This window comes from Paenibacillus sp. A3 (genome assembly GCF_001399685.1).
In the GTDB taxonomy this organism is placed as follows: domain Bacteria; phylum Bacillota; class Bacilli; order Paenibacillales; family NBRC-103111; genus Paenibacillus_G.
On record NZ_JTHN01000080.1, the window covers coordinates 15,267 to 33,589 of the forward strand.

Sequence of the window (18,323 nt, forward strand, 5' to 3'; positions counted from 1 at the left end):
TCACCTCAAACGATGGATGTCATTTCTTCATCATAGCATGTCAAAGCCTCGGTTACAAACACCAATTTGCATCTACATCAGGACGCTTTCGATAAACACGGTCGTCAGCTTGGCCAGATCGACTTCCTTGACCTCCATATCGTCTCCGCCGCCCTTGACCACACGGATGACAGGCCGGCCCGGCAGCCCCCGGTGCTGACCGACCACGACGCCGGTTTCCCGGGTGGACAGCTTGACCGACGTGCCTGTCGGATAAACCGACACCGTACGCAAAAACTGGATCACGATCTCCCGGTCCAGCTTCTCGCCCGCCAGCACCATCATGCGTTCGCACGCATCGTGCGGCAGCATCCGCCGGCCTTCGGACAAATCGAACAGCAGGTTGTCATACGTATCCGCTACGGCAACGATGCGCGGGTACAGATGAATTTCGTCGCCCGGGAGCTGACGCGGCACACCTTGTCCGTCCATCGTCTCGTGGTGTTGAAAAGCGACGTGCGCAATGAGCAAGCTGAGCTCCCGCTTATGCTTCAACACTTCAAAGCCGCGCCACGTATGATGCTTTCTCGGATCGCCGCTTTCATCGTCCGTCACGAGCTCAAGCTTGCCGACATCGTGCAGCAGCGCGCCGATGGCAAGCTCCTTCAATTGCGTTGTCGACAGCCCCATGTTGATGCCGATCAGCGTCGACATCATGCAAACATTGATCGCATGCACGTACATTTCGTTGTCGTGCGTCCGGATATCCGACAGCTGCACCAGCACTTCTTTGTTTCTCATAATTTCGTCCAGCAGCGAATCGATGCTTACCCCGATATGCTTCGTGTTGAAATCTTTCCCGGACCGGATCGAATCGAACGTCTCTCCCATCCGCTGCATCACGGCCCGCTTCGTCTCCTCCGAGACGAGGTCGGCGAGCTCGATATCGTCGAACTGCTGGTCTTTAATATAAATCATCGTCACGCCGATCCGCTTCAGCGTCGTGATCATAAATACGGTTAGCTGCACCCCTTCGGATAGCAGCACCGCCCCGTTAGCGGAAAAAATCGTCCGTCCCAAATATTGCCCGGACTCGACGTTCTCGATATGCACGTATCTCACGCTAGGGCCCCTTTCCCCGAAAAGCCTTCATGCTGAAGCAAAAACGTCTTAATGTGCAGTCCGCCGCCGTAGCCGACCATCGCGCCGCTTGCGCCGATCACGCGGTGACAGGGCACGATAATCGGGACAGGATTGCGGTTGTTCGCTCCCCCTACGGCTCGTACCGCTTTAGGCGAACCGATCCGCACCGCAACGTCTTTATACGACCAGACTTCGCCGAACGGAATATCGGCCAACGCTTTCCATACTTGAATTTGAAACGGCGTGCCGCGCAAATCCAGAGGCAGGTCGAACGTTCGTCTCGTACCGGCAAAATAAGCCTGCAGCTGCTCCACCGCCTCGGATAGCGTCCCGGGGTCCCGTACCCAGTCGCCCGTGCCGAACCGCTGCTCGGACCAAGCGCGAAGCTTCGGTTCGACATCGGCGAACGCGCCGAATTCGATCTGGCACAAGCCGCCTTGAGGCCCCGCGTTCCAGCCGAGCGTCAACACGCCGATCGGTGAATCGATTTCATCGTATCGGATCGTCATCCTGCTCTTCCCCCTGTCGCTCTCCCGTAAATTGCGCTCGCGCTTTGCCGATCTCCCGGCGGGCCGCCTCGTCCCGCTCCGTCTCCCAAGCGGCGTCCAGCGCCTCGCGCGCAGCCTCGCCTCCGATGCGGCCAAGCGCCCAAGCGGCCGTGCCGCGAATCTCGGGACGCTCGTCCTTCCGCAGCAGCTCTGTGAGCTGCGGCACGCTGCTCGCGTCCCGGAAGTTGCCCAGCGCGAGAATCGCGTTGCGCTGAATCGGCTTGCGCCCGCGCCAAGCGGCGGCGCTGTGGCCGAACCGCGCTTTGAACTCGCGGTTCGACATGGAGAGCAGCGGCAGCAGCAGCGGCTTGACGATCTCGGGGTCCGGCTGCAGTTCCGGATGATGTCCGGCGTGAATGCCTTTATTTTTGGGGCAGACGATCTGGCACGTATCGCAGCCGTACAGCCGGTTGCCGATCTTGCGCTTCAGCTCGTCGTCCTCGATGAGCCCTTTCGTCTGTGTGAGGAACGAAACGCAGCGCTGCGCGTTAAGCTGTCCGGGGCCGACGAGCGCTCCGGTCGGACAGGCGTCGATGCAAAGCGTGCAATCGCCGCAGCTCTCGGTCACGGGCGTATCCGGCGGAAACGGCACGTTCGTGATCAGTTCGCCGAGGTAAACCCATGAGCCCCATTCCGGGGTAATCACGGAGCAATTTTTGCCGACCCAGCCGATTCCGGCCCGCTCGGCCACCGCCCGGTCGACAAGCGCTCCGGTATCGACCAGACTCGCAGTGCGCGCTCCGGGCACCCGCTCGCGAATCCAGGCTTCGAGCCTTGCAAGCCGGTTGCGCAGCACGTGATGGTAGTCCTGCCCCCAAGCGGAGCGGGACAAAATGCCCCGGTATGCCCCCGGCTCGGACCGCGGCGCATTTCTCAGCTTCGACGGGTACGCCACCGCGATCGAAATAATGGACCGGGGCTCCGCAAGCGTCAGCGCCGGGTCCACACGCTTCTCGATATCCGACTCCTCGAAGCCGGATTCGAACCCTTTCTCGCGGTGCCGGATCAAAATATCCTTCAATTCGACGAATGGATCGGCGCTCGCAAAGCCGATCTTGTCAATGCCCAGCTTCGCCGCATCCGCTTGCAGCTGCTGCTTGAGCCGGCTCCAGTCCGCTGGCTGCAGCTCCTCAGCCGCCGCAAACCGTTCGCTCTGCTGCTCCGTTCCCGCCCTGCTGTCTTCTTTTTCCATTACAGGCTCCTCCACTTTTGCGGCGGCCATAGGATCCATTCCGCCCGTCCGATGACCCGGGTTACCGGAATGGCGCCAAAGGTACGGCTATCGTAGCTGGCATACCGGTGTCGGTTATCCCCCATGACAAACAGATGGCCTTCGGCAACCGTATAAGGCTCGAAGCGCCCGTCCTCGATGCTGGAATCCGTATACGCTTCCTGCGCCTCGCTGCCGTTGACGTAAAGCTTGCCGCCCCGGATATGGACCTCGTCTCCGGCCACCGCTACCACCCGCTTCACCAAAAAAGGATGCATGGATTCGCTTCCCGGCGGCTCCTGGATGACCACAACGTCTCCGCGCTTGGGCGGCGTACCGGCATATCGGATCGTTTTATTGATAAACAACCATTCGCCCTCTTCCAGCGTAGGCTGCATAGATTCCCCTTTGACTGTGGACAAATGAAACACGAATTGATGCATGAGCACGACCAAGGCCAACGCGAACGCGAACCACTTCATCCAGCCCAGCAGCTCCCGTAAAGGGTTGGAGCTAACCGGGCTTTCCGACGAGCTTTCGGTCCGTTCGCTTTCGTTGTTGCTCAGAGAAAAGCTCACATCCTAACCCTCCGCTCCGCGTTCTTTCCACTGCTCATAATAGGATAGGACCAGCTCGTCCCGAAACGGCGCTTTAGCGCCTTTTACGCGCCCCAGCAAATGCTGCAAGCCCTGCTCGACCTTGCTCTCCACGACGGTGGAATAATGATAGGCGAGCTTGTGCCGCTCGTATTCTTCCCGATCGACGACATGTACATCGCCCGCCGGCATGCGAATCACGTCCAGATCGTAATCGATATAGGTAATGACACGTCCGTTCACATACGGCGGGGAAGCGACGTTGCAGTAGTACCGGACGCCGGCTTCCTCGATCAGCGCGACTACGTTAAACCACTGCCCCGGGATAAAAAAAGACACTCCGGGAATGCGGCTGACCCATTCTTTGCCGTCGGCCTCGACGATTTTCGTCTGGCTGTTAATCAGCACCAGCATGGACTCCGCCCGATGGGATTCATGCAGCAGACGTTCCGGCACCAACCAATTTTCAAGCCACATGCGATGCAAGTGCCCGTCGTGTTTAAAGCTTTTGATGACATGCGGGGTAAACGTCTCCATGTGGTCCAAACCCTTCTGCCTGCGGTTTTCAACTGACTGTCGTGCTTCTTACTCTTGCTACTAGCATAAACTTATGTTGCACCGCTTTCAAGAGCCGTAATCTTCGAATAAACAAAAAAAGCATAGCCGGGAAACCGAGGGGCTCCGGGTATGCTTGTGTGATTCGTTAAGCTTGATTCTGCTCGATATCAGCCGTTCACAATGCTGAGCCGCTGCGGGAACCGGGAAAAGTCTTCCGCCTGATAGCCGGCTTTCTCGTATACGGGAATAACCACTTCGTTGTGCGCATCGATGGTAACCATTATGCGGCGCACTTTGCGTCCTACAAAACGCTGGCGAAGGGACTCGATCAAGCTCTGGCCGATTCCTCTGCGCTGATAATCCTGCCCCACGGCAATGCGATAGTAGTAGCCGTCCTGGTTATCGATCGTTCCGACGATGACCCCGACGATCGCGCCTTCGTCTTCCGCGACAAGGACGAGCTCGCTGTCCCAGGACAACTGTCTGGCGAAAGCCGACATCGTCTCCTCGTAACATTCCTCTGAAAGCACATTCCTGAAAAGCTCCGTGACTGAAACGTAATCGGACAATTTAAACGTACGAACCAGATACGAACTTACAAGCATGTTAAACTCTCCCCGCCACTCATATGGTAGATAATAAAATACGACAAATAACGCAATATTCCTGCTAATTTTCAAAAAAACGATAAAAAATCTTCATATTTTTTTAATTTTCTCCTGAAAGCGCTTAATTTTAACCCTTTGCAAAAAGTTCGGGTCGTTTATTGTCTGTTCTTTGCAAATCGTGCAATCTCCGGTCAACGGCGAAAAAGCTCCCTTCCGGCATCCGCTGCCTTCGGGGAGCTTTTCCTGCGAGCTGCTCGCAGGAGCGTTATTTCTCCATCTGATCCAAGAGCCGGTGCAGAACCGTCACGGCCTGGGCCCGCGTCGCTTGTCTATTCGGCTCGAAGGAGCCGTCCGGGTTGCCTTCCAGCAAGCCCAACCCGGCGGCCCGTCCTACCGAATCCTTGGCCCAGTCGCTGACGGCCTCACGGTCCGTGAATGCCGGTGCGTTCGACGGCATCATAATATCGTAAACGTCGTCGGTCACGGAAAGCTCGACCGGACCGTTCCATTCCCCGTTGACCAAAGAAACGGTTTTGTTCTGTTTATATCGATCCGCGTAATCTACCGTCACTGCAATTTCGGAGGACAGACCCCGAAGCGGGGCCCCTTTATCGTCCTCTGCCCTTACCGTCAAGTTGACGTGCCGCCCGTCCGGCTCCGGCGCTGCCGTCATACGGAGACGCGGCATTGCAAAAGCCCGCTTGCCGTTCATCAGCCCTCCGCCGTAATAATCTTGATGCTTCGGAAAGTAATATGTCCCCAAATAATATCCCGATATCGGCGGTACATCCAGCTTTTGGCTGCTGTCATACAAAATATGATGCACGTCCTGCGAGCTCAAGTTTTTATTTTGAGCTTTGAGCAAAGCGGCCAGTCCCGCAACCATCGGGGACGAATAAGAGGTCCCGGCACCGCTGGCATAGCCGCCGGACAGCGCCGTCGAGTACACGCCGGTTCCCTGCGCAACCGTTGTTATTTTTCCAATATTGGAAAAATCGGAAATCGTCAACGCATTGTTCGCCACGCGGGTAACCGAGCCTACGGAGACGACGCCTTCGTAGCGCGCCGGGTAGACGGTCCAGGCAAATTTCCTGTAACCGTTATCCAGACGGGTCGGAAAATCGGCAGGCTCGCCGAACAGCCAATGGTTGCTCTCGTTGCCGGCCGCTGCGACCACAACCACATTCCGGGCCAGGGCGTAATCGACAGCTTCTTTCAGCATTTGGCTGTTTTGCGGCATCCCCAGGCTGATGTTGATCACGTCTACCTTGTTGTCGGCCGCCCATCGGATGCCTTGAGCTACGGCGCTGCTCGGAATGTAGTCTTTATTGTTGGCGTCTTTCTTCCCTACCTTCACCGGAACGATCCGTGCGCCGCCGGCCGCTCCGGCTATGCCGATACCGTTATTGGTTACGGCTGCGGCGATCCCGGCGACCATCGTACCGTGTCCCGAATCGTCGACAGGAGGCTGGCCTTCGTCAAGCGCATTATAGCCCGCTTCCAAGCTCCCGGCGAGATCCGGATGGTGCGGATTCACACCCGAATCGACGATCGCGATACGGATCGAAAACCTGTCCTGCACGCGCTCCCAGGCATAGGTCATCTCAGTTACGCTGAGACCCCACTGGCTCCCGTTCACATAATAAGGATCATTCGGTTGATAGATGGAGGAGGTCACGGTCGGCGAACCGCCCTTGCTTGCGACCTGACCCGGCACCTCCGTAACCGCCGGATCGGCGTATTGCAGCAAATATTCGGGCTCGGCTGCCGCCACGGCAGGGTCTCGTTTATAGCGTTCGACAGCGGAAAGCACGTTCTCTCCCGGCGCCAGCGGCATTTCGACGAACGAATCCGAACCCCCGGCCGCAAGCAGTCCGGCAGAGCCCTCGCTCCGGGCTTGCTCCTTGTATTTCACCCACACTTTTCCGGAAACTACGTTTGCCGGCTGAGTTGCGAGGGACGACGGCATTGAAAATGGCGGAGACGAGGACCGTGCACCCAAATTTCCCTCCGCTGCCTGTACTTTTCCCGAACTCCAAGCCAAAAAAGGCGACAGCATCACTGCCGTCGCTAACGTTACGTGAAGCCATCGCTTCTTCATCCGCATTTGCTCCCCCCAGCAATCTCCCTGTTGACAACTCTACTAAAACTTACCACTCTAGTATATGACGAAAAAAATAGTTTCAGCAATGAAAGATTGCGAATTTTGCCGAAACATTAGATGTAACCGTTTCGTATTAATTGGTAATTTCCTTAGAATGGGAGCGAATCAAGATGAACAAGCATGAGCCCTCCAATCCGAACGCTTCATCGGCAGCGGGAAATAAGAAGCTGATCAGCCTGTTTGTAGCGGCTGCCTTGGCTGCAAGCGCCGGATGCTCTTCGCCTCCGGCTGCGAATGCCCCGCTGCAACCTGCTCCGCGGCCTCAAGGCGGGATCAATCCGCCCCCGGCCGCGACCGGCACGGGAGCTGGGGCCGGCGCCGGAGCTGCCGCCGGCATCGGAGCCGCAGCAGGTGCAGCAGCCGGCGCGGCAGCTGGTGCAGCAGCCGCTCCGTCGGCAGACTACTGCCGGGACGATAACAACGACGATGAATGCGACGACGGCAGCGGACGCATCAACCGTTCGGGCAGCAGCGCCTATTTCTACGGCGGCAACACTTACTACCATCGATCCGCTGTGGGATCGAACGGAGCGGTCGCTACCCCACCGGCAACCGTCACGAAGCCAAGCGGCAATGCCGTCCAGCCGCAAGGAAGCGGCAGTGCGGCGGCCACCCCGCCCAAGAGTACGCCGGAACCGACAAAAACGCCTGCGCCGACAACCAGCGGACGAACAGGCAGCTTCAACACGAAAGACTCCGTTTCGTCCGGTTCAAGCTCCGGCGTTAAGAGCGGCGGCAGCTCGGGTACGGCTAGCGGCGACTCATCCGCCTCTTCTGCAGGTACGCCGGGCAAATCGGTATCCGGCTCGTCGGCATCTTCCGGTTCGTCCGGGTCTTCGATAAGCAGCAGCTCGAAAGGAAGCTCCAGTTCGTCAAGCTCATCCAGCTCGTCCAGCGGCATCTCTTCGGGAAGCTCCGGCGGGCATGGCGGGATCGGGAGCTCCAGTTCAAGCAGTGGGGGTTAAGCTCGGGGAGGCACAACTGCCTCCTTTTTTCTTTTGCATAAAAGTCCGAGCGGCGTGAAACGATAATCCGGTAATCTTTGGCTTTGCACAGACGGATGCAATATCATGCGGCAATCGTTCGGATTGCATTGGAGGAGGAAAACGATGACAAACGAGGCGACGACGAAATCCGGTATTATGCGCCGGATTGACGAACTGAACGATGTGCAGATGACGAAATGGACGTCGGAGGAGCTTCATTACCATCAACGGGTCATGAGCGATCTGTCCCCTTGGCTGAACGCTCAAGGCACCGCCATGCTCGGGCAGATCATCCACGAGATCGAGCACCGCGGCGGCGAACGGTTTCGTGGGGAGGATGCCCCTGCCACGAACACTTAATATACATAAATGTTGATTTTATATGGAAAATAGGCGATAATAAATCTTGGAAATCTCATATCCTCAGGAGGTAGATAGAAGATGGCACACCAATTACCGGCACTTCCTTATGCGAACAATGCGCTTGAGCCTCACATCGACGAAATGACCATGATGATCCACCACGATCGTCACCACAACACATACGTTACGAACCTGAACGCTGCGCTTGAAGGCCATGCCGATCTTCAATCCAAAAGCGTGGAAGACCTGATCGCCGATCTGAACAGCGTACCGGAGAGCATCCGTACCGCAGTCCGCAACAACGGCGGCGGCCATGCGAACCACTCCTTGTTCTGGGAAACGATCGGCCCGAACGGCGGCGGCGCTCCGAGCGGCAAGCTGGCTGACGCGATCAACAGCGAACTGGGCGGCTTCGATAAGTTCAAAGAAGACTTCGCTAAAGCGGCTACGACCCGTTTCGGCTCCGGCTGGGCTTTCCTCGCTGTGACCAAAGACGGCAAATTGAAAGTGTACAGCCTGCCGAACCAAGACAGCCCGATCATGGAAGGCGAAACACCGATCCTCGGTCTGGACGTATGGGAGCATGCGTACTACTTGAAATATCAAAACAAACGCCCTGACTACATCGCGGCATTCTGGAACGTTGTCAACTGGAACGAAGTCGGCAAACGTTACGAAGCGGCTGTGAAATAATCGGCTTTGCCCGCAAAGGACTGCGGAGGTTCTCCTCTATGCAGTCCTTTTTCTATCCTCGGCATGTATCGCCCGAACCACGTCCTCTAAGACTGCCCGACAGGTATATCGAAGGCCCCTTTCCCCCGAAGCCGGAACGTAGTATGATAGACAAATAGGCGAATTTTGGAGAAAACGGAAACCGTGACCGAAAAACGCAACATATTTGATCGGGAAAGAGTGAGACTCATGAGCAAACTGATCACTCTCCTGCATGATGTGCCGCTGTTTCAAGATTTGTCGGTGGCCGAGTTGGAGACGATCGTTCCTCTGTTCGTGGAACGGAAATTCAAAAAAGGGACCATTTTGTTTTTCGAAGGAGACGTCGGCGAGGAATTTTATTTGATTCATTCCGGTGTCGTCAAAATTTACCGAATCGACAATTCCAAGGAAATTATTCTATCGTTGTTCCGGGAAGGCGACTTTTTCGGGGAGATGTCGTTGGTCCAAAAAGGGCTCAAGCGCTCTGCGACGGCAGAAACACTGGAAGCCTGCTCCTTGTATACGCTGATGCGTTCGGATTTTCAGCAGTTCATGGAGCGAAGCCCCAGGCTGTGCCTGAAGCTGATGGAAGTGACCATGGAGCGGCTGCGCAAAGCGAACGAGAAAATATACGACCTGACGTTCCTCGACGTCCGGACACGCACGATCAAAACGATCTGCCGGCTCGCGGAGGAATACGGCCAGCCGAAAGCCGGCGGCATGTTTATCGATATGAAGCTGACGCATCAGCAGTTGGCCAACATGGTCGGCACGGTGCGCGAATCAGTGACGAAGGTGCTTCAGGAGCTGCAGGAAGACGAGCACATCGCGATCGACAAAAAGCATATTCTGATCAAAGACATCCAAGCGATGAAGAAACAGATTTACTAGATCATCGCAAGAAACGCCAACCCGGGATGAAGGGAAGACCTTCGTTTCCAGGTTGGCGTTTTTCATTTGATCCGGGCTGTCTATGTCATTTTTTACATTGCCATTTTTCTTTCACATTTGGAAAAGAAAAGCGTGATTTACATCACTTACGCATCCGGCCGTATTTCCTATAATTCAACTATAAAGACATCGTGAAAAGCAAAAAAAATGTGAAAAGGGGTTATGAGCGTATGGCAAACCTGAAAACAAATGAACCGAAGCAGCGGAATAGCGGCCTTCTGCTAGTGGCAATTCTCTTCTTTGTGATCCTTTGCTCGCCGCTATTCTATTTCATGTATCACCTGATGATGGGCAACGAAGCGATGTTTATCTACAATCCCTATAAATAACAGAAGGCTGGGCACTCTCCTGAACATCTCAAGGGAGTGCTTTTTGTTATTACCGGCCAAAATACGCGTTCAGGATGCGCAAAAAGACGTTCGGAAACGCGTACTGCTCCATCTCCTCACGGTTTACCCAGCGATAATGGGGCGGCAGCGGCACGGGCAGCAGCAGCGCGGAGGCTTCCTCCAGGCGGCCGGCGTACACGTCCATCTCCCAGCGGATGTGGCTGAACGTGTGCTCCGCCTGCATGAGCCAGCCGACCGGGCCGAGCCCGAGGCCGTCCCCGGCCAGATGCGCCGCCAGCGCGGCATGGGCCGCGGCGGGGTCTGCGCCTTCGCCGCGCGCCTCTGCGGCTGCGGGCGCTGTGGGAACTGCCGCATGCGGCAGTTCCCACAGGCGCGCGAGCAGCCCTTCGGCCGGCCGCTGGCGGATCAGTACCCGGCCGGCGTGCTCCGCCGCGCCTTCGATCACTACGGCGTATCGCCGCTCCGGCCGCGGCGGCTTCGCCTTGGTCTTCACCGGCAGCGACTCCTCCATGCCGGCCGCCCGTCCCGCGCAATGCGCCATGACCGGACAGGTCAGGCAGCTCGGCGACTTGGGCGTACAGACGAGCGCGCCGAGCTCCATCAGCGCTTGGTTGAAATCGCCGGCCGCCCCTTCCGGAATCAGCTCCTGCGCGAGCTTCTCCATGTTGACGCGGGTGCTCCCCTTCATGATGTCGTCTTCGATCAAAAAATATCTCGACAGCACACGCATCACGTTGCCGTCTACGGCAGGCTCGGGCTTGTTGTAGGCAATGCTTAGAATCGCCCCGGTCGTGTAAGGGCCGACGCCCTTAAGCGAGGACACCTCCTCCTTCGTGTCCGGCACGACGCCGCCGTAACGCTCCTGCACCTCGCGGACGGCGCTTTGCAGATTGCGGGCGCGCGAATAATAACCGAGCCCCTCCCAAGCCTTCAGCACTTCGTCCTCAGGCGCCTCGGCCAGCGCTTCAACGGTCGGAAATTTATCCATAAACCGGTTAAAATAAGGAATGACGGTGTCGACCCGGGTCTGCTGCAGCATGATTTCGGATACCCAAATATGATACGGATTCCGGCTGCGCCGCCAAGGCAGATCGCGCTTGTGCCGCCGGTACCAGGATAACAGCTCGGTGGAGAAATACTGCTTTTGCTCTGAACTGGACATAAGATCTCCTTCTCTTTGCACACGTTTTCGGGATATAATGGAAATCAATACCCCCGAATAAACGGCTGTACGGCTTTTTTTTGCAAGGACAGATATGACGTTTACCAAGGTTGAAGCGAAGCTTTAAATATAGCTTATGATGGCCTTAACTCAAGAAGGAAAGGACGGACGCCGATGCTGACTCCCGGAGAGCTGGCCTCGCGCCTGAACAAGCTGGTCATTTCGATTTTCCTCGTCGGTCATCAGAAATGCGAGCCCGACTGGCGCCAGAAGCCGCGGACGATCAAGTACCACTCCGTATGGCTGATCATCAAGGGCAAGGGCACCTTTACGATAGGCGGCACGCATTATCCTGCCGAGCCCGGCAAGCTGTTCTGCTTTGCCCCCGGCATGATCGTCGAACGCACGACCGATCCCGAGCAGCCGCTCGAATACTATTTTCTACGTTTTCATTATACGGAAGTTTACGAGGAGAAGGAACAGTGGATTTCCCGCAGCGCCGCCGAGGCGCGGTTTCCGCTCGAGGGGATGTACACGGTTACCAATACGCCGCAGCTTATTTATTTGATGGAACAGCTCCACATGCTGTGGAAGCGTCGGGGGCACATGACCGCCATGCGGCGTAAAATTGTGCTTCAGGAGTTTTTCCTGACATTGGTCGCCGATTTCCGCGCGCAGAAAATCACCGGCGATACGACGGCGGCGATCGAGCTGACGCAGGACTACATGGTCGGACATTACCGCGAGCCTCTCACGCTCGAAGGGCTGGCGCAAATGGCCGGACTCAGCGTGAGCCACTACTCCCGCCTGTTCAAAAAATACATCGGCTACAGCCCGATCGATTACCTTACGCATTTGCGCGTAGACCGGGCCAAGGAGCTGCTGGTGCTGTCGGATTACCGGTTGAAATCGATTGCGGGCAGCGTCGGATACGCGGACGAGTTTTATTTCAGCCGCATTTTCAAGAAGGTGACCGGCTTCTCCCCCCGTGAATATGCCAAAAAACACCGGTTCACGCCGGCAAAATAATACCCGCGGAACGCGCTGGACGCACGGTGTCTGCCAAGTCCGCGCCAGGTTTGACTTTCGCCCCCTGAAAGGTGTACGCTACCTGTAAATACTGCCGAAATTTCGGGAAAATCGGCGGTTTTTGCAACGTTCGGCAAAGCGAGGCGATATCGATGAAACAAGCGAATGCGGCCGGAAGCCCCATCGGCGTCGGCGGGATAAGGACAGACAAGCTGTCTGCCGAAACGCGGGCTTGGAGGGCGGCGGCCCCTTATTCGGCTTATTTATACATTTGGGGAATGGCATGGATGGTGGCGGCCATCGTAACGTTTCTCGGACAATGGCGGGATTGGGAGCTGCTGCAGCCTGTCATCTTTTTGGTTGCGCTCCTCCTTACGGCGGCGGTCTTTCTCCGCCGGAGGCGCTCGTCCGCCGAACGCCCGACGCAGAGCGGCTTCCTGGGCGCGCTTCTCGTTGCAGCGGCGGCCGTCGCGGTCGTTTGGCTGCTCACGCGCGGTCCTATAGGAATCGATCCGTTCTATTGGCCGGTACTGAAGGGGCTCGCGCTTACAGCCGCCTATCTTGCCCTTTCCCCGCGATTGGGCTGGGTGCTCGGGGCGTTCGGGGCGTGGATGCTTGCGCTGACGATTACAGTGGTCTGGATGTATCTCGGCTATGCGCCTGTATTGATCGGGGGCTTCGGCGGCCTCAGTATGGTTACGCTCGGCGCGATGATTCGTATGCGAGACAAGGGGATGAATGCACAATGAAACGATGGAAGCAATGGGCGGTCGCTGCAGCGGCTTTGACGGTTTTGGCGACGGTAACGGCATGCACAGCAAACAGCCCCGACCCGTTCGGCGGCGGCAAGAAGGAAAGCGGCCTCACGGCGGAACAGGCCATGGCTGGCTCTTCCGAGCAGGTGCAGACGCTCTACAAGCAGAACTGTCTCTCTTGTCATGCAAGCAATCTGGAAGGCCGCATGGGACCGAAAACCAACCTGCAGCAGGTCGGCGGACGGATGACCAAAGAACAGATCGTGAAGCAGATCGAACAAGGCGGAGGCGGCATGCCTGGCTTTCAAGGCAAGCTGAAGCCGGAGGAAACGGCGGCGCTGGCCGAATGGCTGGCAAGCAAAAAATAAGCCGCTTCCTGTACCTGCCACTCCAAATGCACAGGTAAGGAAAGCAGCCCTTTCCTGTGCAAATTGCCTGTTTCGTCATCAGGTCCATGGGTTGGCTGCGGTTCGCTCCGCCACGGCATAGGCCATCGCCAGCGTTTCGCTATGCGTGATGCTCAGATGAATGAGAAGCGTATCTCCCGATACGGGTTGGAATACCGGCATCCACGCGGCTAACCGTTCCCAAGCCGCCTCCGACAACCGGCATACTGGCTTGCCTTTCCCGTCCGGCAGCACTTCCATGTCCTGAAATCCTACTTCTTTTCCGATTCCGCAGCCGAGCGCCTTTACAACCGCCTCCTTGGCAGCGAAACGCCCGGCTGCGAACTCGGCCAGCCTCCCGCCTCTTACAGCCGCCAGCTCCCGCTCTGCAGGCGTCAACACCCGCTCCAGAAAGCGTTTGCCCGATGCCTGCCCCAGAATCTTCCGCATTCGCTCAATTTCCAACACATCGGTACCGATGCCGATAATCATAGCCGTTATTCCTCTCCTCGTCCTCTATCAGTATGTCCGCAGTTGTCCGTCGTACTCCGTTTGGCTTTATCGTATCCGATTGGAAGGACAAGTTCAAGAAGGCGCGCAGCAAACGATTTTCATAGACCTCAAGCAGCTTTTCAGCGCTTATTTTTAGCGTACAGCCAGTTGTAATAACCCGCATGCTTGATTTCGTCCGTCATAATCTCAAATACGGCGCTGCGAAACTCGGGACGTATGTTCAAGTAGATCGTCCGGTATTTCTCGAACGCCTTCAGCTCGCCGAGCAACGCCTCTCGATGCCGTCCAAATAACTTGCCGGCTCCTCGAAGTGGACGTTGGCCTCCGTAACCGCAGGTATTCTTCCCGTGAGCTGGGTGTACATGCTGCGGAACATCCGGTTATGTTTTCGTTCATCGTCCCGAATTCCGGCAATCACTTGTTTCTGCTGCTCCGTCGGCGCTTGGCGAATTAAATAATTATAAAATAACTCATCCTGCTTTTCCCCCGAGATCGACTGCAGAATCATACCGAGAACGAAGTTTTGCTGATCGCTGCCGTAACCTGCGGGTTGCGGGGGATAGCTTCTGTAAACATACAGGTCTTCCATAAAATAGGCCATGATAAACGCTCCTCTCCAACATCTGCCTTGATCCATGATATTCACCCATTCGGGAGGAGGTATGGGCTGCCGCCGCCATCCCGCTTTAACCCACCTTTGCTCCACTTCCTCCGCCGTTGAAAAAACGGGTTAGCCAAGAAGCCCTCGATACCACGGACTGCGTGGAGGTCGAAGGCTTCTTGGCTCAGCTTCACATCGATGGCGGCTAAGACGTTATCTGGTCACTATGGGCGACCAGGGTGATGGAGATGCTTATGCTGCACGGCATCGGCTGCCCGAATGGCGACCTCCTGCTTGCGCGTCTGGTATTCGTCCTTCCAAATCAACTTCTCGCTCAGTTCCTGATCGAGTCTGCTGCTCAACGCCTTGGCCACCAGATCGATCACCTTCTGTACATCGCCGCCTTTCGCCGCAGCCACATCGGCCAGCGACTGGCGGCCGTTCTGCAGCGAGTTTCTCAACTCGTCCGAGGAAAGGCCGAGCGTCGACAGCAGAGCGTCTTTGTCTACATGCTTCAGACCAGGGCCGAAGTCCGGTTCAAGCTCGCCCGGTACAGGAGGCTGAGGAGGCGTGCGTTTCACAGTGCTAGCGGCGCGTTCAGCAACTTCATTCAAACGGGAATTGTATTGATCCCGTGTTATATGCCCGTCCGCCAGCTCCCGGTCAAGCCTTGCCGTCAGCGATTGCGCCGTCAGATCAACGATCTTCTGTACATCAATCCCCCGGCTCGCGGCGATTTCGGCCAAGGATTGACCCGCCCGCTGGGCTTCCTGCAACTCACTGGATGACATCCCCAGCGTTTCCAGGAGCACCGCCCGATGCCGCCCGGCGTGGCCCGGGCCGGGCGGCATCGGAGGCAGACCCGCAGGCGGAGAAAGGAGGTCCGGCTGCGGCAGAACCGGCGCAGGCGCGAGCGTACTGTAGGTATCCGTGTAGACGGACATGGGAGCATCGACAGTGAAATTGGCGGTCTCGGCCTGGACAACAGGGAAGCCAGCGGCGGTTCCACCCAGCAAGAAGACGGCGGATAAAGACCCGATCAGCAGCTTACTTGTTTTCTTTTCCAAGAAGTTCGATTTGTTCATGGTTTCAAAATCATCCTTTCGCAGAGCGTGGTAGTTGTTTCTGAGTTCAACTGTAGACGCCCGGAGTGAAAAAAGGGTGAAATCAAGACGGCTCCATTTTCATTCTTTTTTCTTTATTCTCTTGTACCCTTTATACTAAAACAAATAAATAAACGAAATCTAAAATCGAGGGGGGCGCAGCTCATGAAAATATTGCTCGCAGAGGATGAGCAGCGGCTGGGAGAACTGACCGCCCACTTGCTCAGAAAGAAAGCAGGATATACTGTGGATTGGGTCACCAACGGAGAAGAAGCCTATGATTACGCCAGCGTCTCCAGCTATGACGTGCTGGTGCTTGACTGGATGATGCCAGGCATGGACGGACGAACGGTCTGCCAGCAATTACGTCTGGACGGCTACACGGGTGCCATTCTGATGCTGACCGCCAGAGATTCGGTACAAGATCGAATAAAGGGACTGGACGGGGGAGCCGACGACTATCTGGTCAAGCCGTTCGAAATCGATGAACTGATGGCTCGGCTCAGAGCGCTGGGACGGCGAAGTTTTACTCCGCTTCTGGAAGAGATATGCCGGATGGGCGAACTGGAACTGCATCGCACAAGCCATCTTGTCGTCTGCGGTGAAAACCAAGTGCAGCTATCGCTCAAGGAGTTCCAGCTCTTGGATTTGCTGCTGAAGAACAGAGGCCGCGTACTGTCGCGTGAGCTTATCCTGGATCGAATCTGGGGCATTGATACGGAAGTCACGCTCAAAACGATTGACGCTACCGTCAAGCTTCTCCGCAAAAAACTGTCGCAAATCGATCCACACTCGAACTGGATTCAGAATGTATGGGGGGTCGGTTATAAAATTGAAGCCTAACCTGCACAAGTGGCGCCAGCGTTTGTTCGGCAACGACCTGTTCGGCAGAACGCAGTTCAGGCTCACGCTGCAATACAGCTCATTGTTGAGCCTGCTTTTATTCCTTTTTATCGCAATCGTCTACACACTGCTGTATATCCTGATTTGGAACGATCAGGAGCAAAGACTGAATAAACTGCTGGACACGGAGATTCATGCGCTTCAGGGGCCGCTGTATGCAGAGGCGCTTAATAAGAAGTTCGATAAACCCGGTGAACGCGCCTTTGAGCTGAGCGCCGATCAGGCTTTCTACTATATCATCGACACGCTGGGCAATACGGTAACGGGCGCTGAAATTCAAAAAGAGCTGCGCGCTCAGGTTTTTGACTTGATTCGCACGGGAGCGCTTCCCGCTTCGGCCCTCGAAAAGGTCGAACTGCTAACCTATGACGAGCCGCTCCCTCATCTCCGGAAGGCAAACGATCGCCGGCAAACAATAATGTACATGGCGGGCAGCCGTTTGCTTTACCGCGACGGGCAACTGGTCGGCACCCTGTATGCGGGCAAGAATGTTGATTTCCAGAAACAGCTTCTGCAATGGCTGCCGGCTGTGCTGCTAGGCGTTGCATTACTGTTTCAGGCACTGGTTGTATGGCTTAGTCGGCTGATGTCACAACAGGCGATGATCCCCATTCGTCAGGCTTACATGCGCCAGCAGCAATTTGTAGCCGACGCTTCCCATGAGCTTCGTACACCGCTTAGTGTACTGCTCTCCTCCATCGAAACGCTGCATATCGAGGACAGACTTACAAACGATTCCTTTGAAAAGCGGGTGCTCGAAGGCATAAAGGATGAGGTGCAGCGTATGATCCGGCTGACCGGGAACCTTCTGTTGCTGGCCCGAAGAGATTCGGGGCAGGCGGTGCTGCATAACGCGTGGTTCGACCTTGCAGGCGTAGCTGTCCAAACGGCGGACAAGATAAGCGTACTGGCGGAGGCGAAGCAGATCAAGCTGGAGCTTGAAGCCCCCGATGAACTTCGGGTATGTCTGGATCAGGAGAAAATCGTACAATTGCTCGTCATTTTGCTGGAAAATGCAATCAAATATACCGCTGCCGGGGGAAGCGTGAAACTAACAGTCGCTCACAAGGCCGCGCCGTTGGGGGGAAAACTCGTTCTGGAGGTTCGCGATACGGGAGTGGGCATCCCGGAAGAAGAGCTTCTGCGCATCTTCGATCGCTTTTACCGACTGGACAAATCACGCTCGCGGCAGATGGGCGGACATGGGCTCGGACTTGCCATCGCCAAGCATATTGTAGAGGAATGCAGGGGGACGATACGCGTGGAGAGCAGGCCGGGGGAAGGCAGTGTGTTCAGAGTGGAAATGACGGATATGCTTCCTCCCTCTGAGCGGTAAAGCTGTTGCCACGAGTTCCGGTTGAAAATCGGTGCCACGACTGGACAATGATTTGATCTTAAAAATATTCACAGACCGCAACGCAAACTGAGGTGCTTAGAACGTTTCTGTCAAGCATTTTTTAACGATCCGGAGCTCGTCTGAGAAAATATCACTTTTTGATATCCCCGAGTCTTTGGTTCATCCCTCTTGACTTTTCGCTCGTGAAGAAGTTAGAATATTGAAACATCAGGCAATGACCAAAGACACGATTCTCTGCAAGGGCTGCACAGAGAGAGGAGTCCCGGCTGTAAGCTCCTCCAGCGACCGGCATGGAATTACCCCTTTGCAGCCGTGACGCTGAACTTGCGATCCTTACCGACGAC

The 18,323-nt window shown here is 56.1% G+C and carries 21 protein-coding genes; 9 read left to right on the forward strand and 12 right to left on the reverse strand.

What is annotated here, in order from left to right; translation table 11 throughout:
- Positions 1-72: 72 nt before the first annotated feature.
- The 7 genes from QJ48_RS11910 to QJ48_RS11940 all read right to left on the reverse strand — a co-directional run bounded on the left by QJ48_RS11910 (position 73) and on the right by QJ48_RS11940 (position 6,743).
- The gene (locus tag QJ48_RS11910; protein ID WP_054973817.1) at positions 73-1,101 is read right to left on the reverse strand and encodes an HD-GYP domain-containing protein; all 1,029 of its coding nucleotides are present in this window, start codon (positions 1,099-1,101) and stop codon (positions 73-75) included.
- Positions 1,098-1,631, reverse strand: a complete 534-nt coding sequence (locus QJ48_RS11915; RefSeq protein ID WP_054973818.1) for a methylated-DNA--[protein]-cysteine S-methyltransferase — start codon at positions 1,629-1,631, stop codon at positions 1,098-1,100. The genes QJ48_RS11910 and QJ48_RS11915 overlap by 4 nt, the downstream gene beginning before the upstream one ends.
- Positions 1,612-2,862 (reverse strand): tRNA epoxyqueuosine(34) reductase QueG, encoded by a 1,251-nt coding sequence (gene queG / locus QJ48_RS11920; RefSeq protein ID WP_054973819.1) that lies wholly within the window; start codon positions 2,860-2,862, stop codon positions 1,612-1,614. The genes QJ48_RS11915 and queG overlap by 20 nt, the downstream gene beginning before the upstream one ends.
- The gene (gene lepB, locus QJ48_RS11925) at positions 2,862-3,458 is read right to left on the reverse strand and encodes a signal peptidase I (RefSeq protein ID WP_237762879.1); all 597 of its coding nucleotides are present in this window, start codon (positions 3,456-3,458) and stop codon (positions 2,862-2,864) included. Before lepB ends, queG begins: the two co-directional genes overlap by 1 nt.
- A 3-nt stretch (positions 3,459-3,461) precedes the next feature.
- The gene (locus tag QJ48_RS11930) at positions 3,462-4,013 is read right to left on the reverse strand and encodes a DUF402 domain-containing protein (protein ID WP_054973820.1); all 552 of its coding nucleotides are present in this window, start codon (positions 4,011-4,013) and stop codon (positions 3,462-3,464) included.
- Between the two features lie 188 nt (positions 4,014-4,201).
- Entirely contained in the window at positions 4,202-4,639 is a 438-nt protein-coding gene (locus QJ48_RS11935; protein WP_054973821.1) for a GNAT family N-acetyltransferase, read from the reverse strand.
- Between the two features lie 268 nt (positions 4,640-4,907).
- Positions 4,908-6,743 (reverse strand): S8 family serine peptidase, encoded by a 1,836-nt coding sequence (locus QJ48_RS11940; protein WP_054973822.1) that lies wholly within the window; start codon positions 6,741-6,743, stop codon positions 4,908-4,910.
- Positions 6,744-6,916: 173 nt separating this feature from the next.
- On the opposite strand from QJ48_RS11940, the gene QJ48_RS38670 reads away from it, so the two are divergent.
- The 4 genes from QJ48_RS38670 to QJ48_RS11960 all read left to right on the forward strand — a co-directional run bounded on the left by QJ48_RS38670 (position 6,917) and on the right by QJ48_RS11960 (position 9,760).
- Positions 6,917-7,771 (forward strand): hypothetical protein, encoded by an 855-nt coding sequence (locus QJ48_RS38670; RefSeq protein ID WP_157261606.1) that lies wholly within the window; start codon positions 6,917-6,919, stop codon positions 7,769-7,771.
- Between the two features lie 144 nt (positions 7,772-7,915).
- Positions 7,916-8,152 carry a hypothetical protein gene (locus tag QJ48_RS11950; protein ID WP_237762880.1) on the forward strand — a complete coding sequence of 79 codons (237 nt, stop codon included), beginning with the start codon at positions 7,916-7,918 and terminating at the stop codon, positions 8,150-8,152.
- A gap of 81 nt (positions 8,153-8,233) precedes the next feature.
- Positions 8,234-8,848, forward strand: a complete 615-nt coding sequence (locus QJ48_RS11955) for a superoxide dismutase (RefSeq protein ID WP_054973824.1) — start codon at positions 8,234-8,236, stop codon at positions 8,846-8,848.
- Positions 8,849-9,076: 228 nt separating this feature from the next.
- Positions 9,077-9,760, forward strand: a complete 684-nt coding sequence (locus QJ48_RS11960; RefSeq protein ID WP_054973825.1) for a Crp/Fnr family transcriptional regulator — start codon at positions 9,077-9,079, stop codon at positions 9,758-9,760.
- 438 nt (positions 9,761-10,198) lie between these two features.
- Here the strand turns inward: QJ48_RS11960 and mutY are convergent, their stop codons facing one another.
- Complete coding sequence (gene mutY, locus QJ48_RS11965; RefSeq protein WP_054973826.1) at positions 10,199-11,332, reverse strand: A/G-specific adenine glycosylase; 1,134 nt, start codon at positions 11,330-11,332, stop codon at positions 10,199-10,201.
- Positions 11,333-11,506: 174 nt separating this feature from the next.
- Here mutY and QJ48_RS11970 point away from each other — a divergent pair, with 174 nt between their 5' ends.
- The 3 genes from QJ48_RS11970 (at position 11,507) to QJ48_RS11980 (ending at position 13,484) form a co-directional block, all read left to right on the forward strand.
- Positions 11,507-12,361: an AraC family transcriptional regulator gene (locus QJ48_RS11970; RefSeq protein WP_054973827.1), complete on the forward strand. Its 855-nt coding sequence runs from the start codon at positions 11,507-11,509 to the stop codon at positions 12,359-12,361.
- Positions 12,362-12,513: 152 nt separating this feature from the next.
- Positions 12,514-13,110: a hypothetical protein gene (locus QJ48_RS11975; protein WP_054973828.1), complete on the forward strand. Its 597-nt coding sequence runs from the start codon at positions 12,514-12,516 to the stop codon at positions 13,108-13,110.
- A complete protein-coding gene (locus QJ48_RS11980) occupies positions 13,107-13,484 on the forward strand; it encodes a cytochrome c (RefSeq protein WP_054973829.1) in 378 nt (125 codons plus the stop codon). Before QJ48_RS11975 ends, QJ48_RS11980 begins: the two co-directional genes overlap by 4 nt.
- A 78-nt stretch (positions 13,485-13,562) precedes the next feature.
- Here QJ48_RS11980 and acpS read toward each other — a convergent pair whose 3' ends face one another.
- The 4 genes from acpS to QJ48_RS11995 form a co-directional block, all read right to left on the reverse strand.
- Positions 13,563-13,994, reverse strand: coding sequence for a holo-ACP synthase (acpS, locus tag QJ48_RS11985; protein WP_054973830.1), 432 nt, complete (start codon positions 13,992-13,994; stop codon positions 13,563-13,565).
- 140 nt (positions 13,995-14,134) lie between these two features.
- A complete protein-coding gene (locus QJ48_RS36835) occupies positions 14,135-14,284 on the reverse strand; it encodes a hypothetical protein (protein ID WP_157261607.1) in 150 nt (49 codons plus the stop codon).
- A complete protein-coding gene (locus QJ48_RS11990; protein ID WP_054973831.1) occupies positions 14,269-14,616 on the reverse strand; it encodes a ferritin family protein in 348 nt (115 codons plus the stop codon). The genes QJ48_RS36835 and QJ48_RS11990 overlap by 16 nt, the downstream gene beginning before the upstream one ends.
- 224 nt (positions 14,617-14,840) lie before the next feature.
- Complete coding sequence (locus QJ48_RS11995) at positions 14,841-15,560, reverse strand: hypothetical protein (RefSeq protein ID WP_157261608.1); 720 nt, start codon at positions 15,558-15,560, stop codon at positions 14,841-14,843.
- A 324-nt stretch (positions 15,561-15,884) separates the two neighbouring features.
- Here QJ48_RS11995 and QJ48_RS12000 point away from each other — a divergent pair, with 324 nt between their 5' ends.
- On the forward strand, positions 15,885-16,562 hold the full coding sequence (locus QJ48_RS12000; RefSeq protein ID WP_054973833.1) for a response regulator transcription factor: 678 nt from the start codon (positions 15,885-15,887) through the stop codon (positions 16,560-16,562).
- Positions 16,552-17,958, forward strand: coding sequence for a cell wall metabolism sensor histidine kinase WalK (locus QJ48_RS12005; protein WP_162238486.1), 1,407 nt, complete (start codon positions 16,552-16,554; stop codon positions 17,956-17,958). Before QJ48_RS12000 ends, QJ48_RS12005 begins: the two co-directional genes overlap by 11 nt.
- The last annotated feature ends 365 nt before the right edge of the window (positions 17,959-18,323 follow it).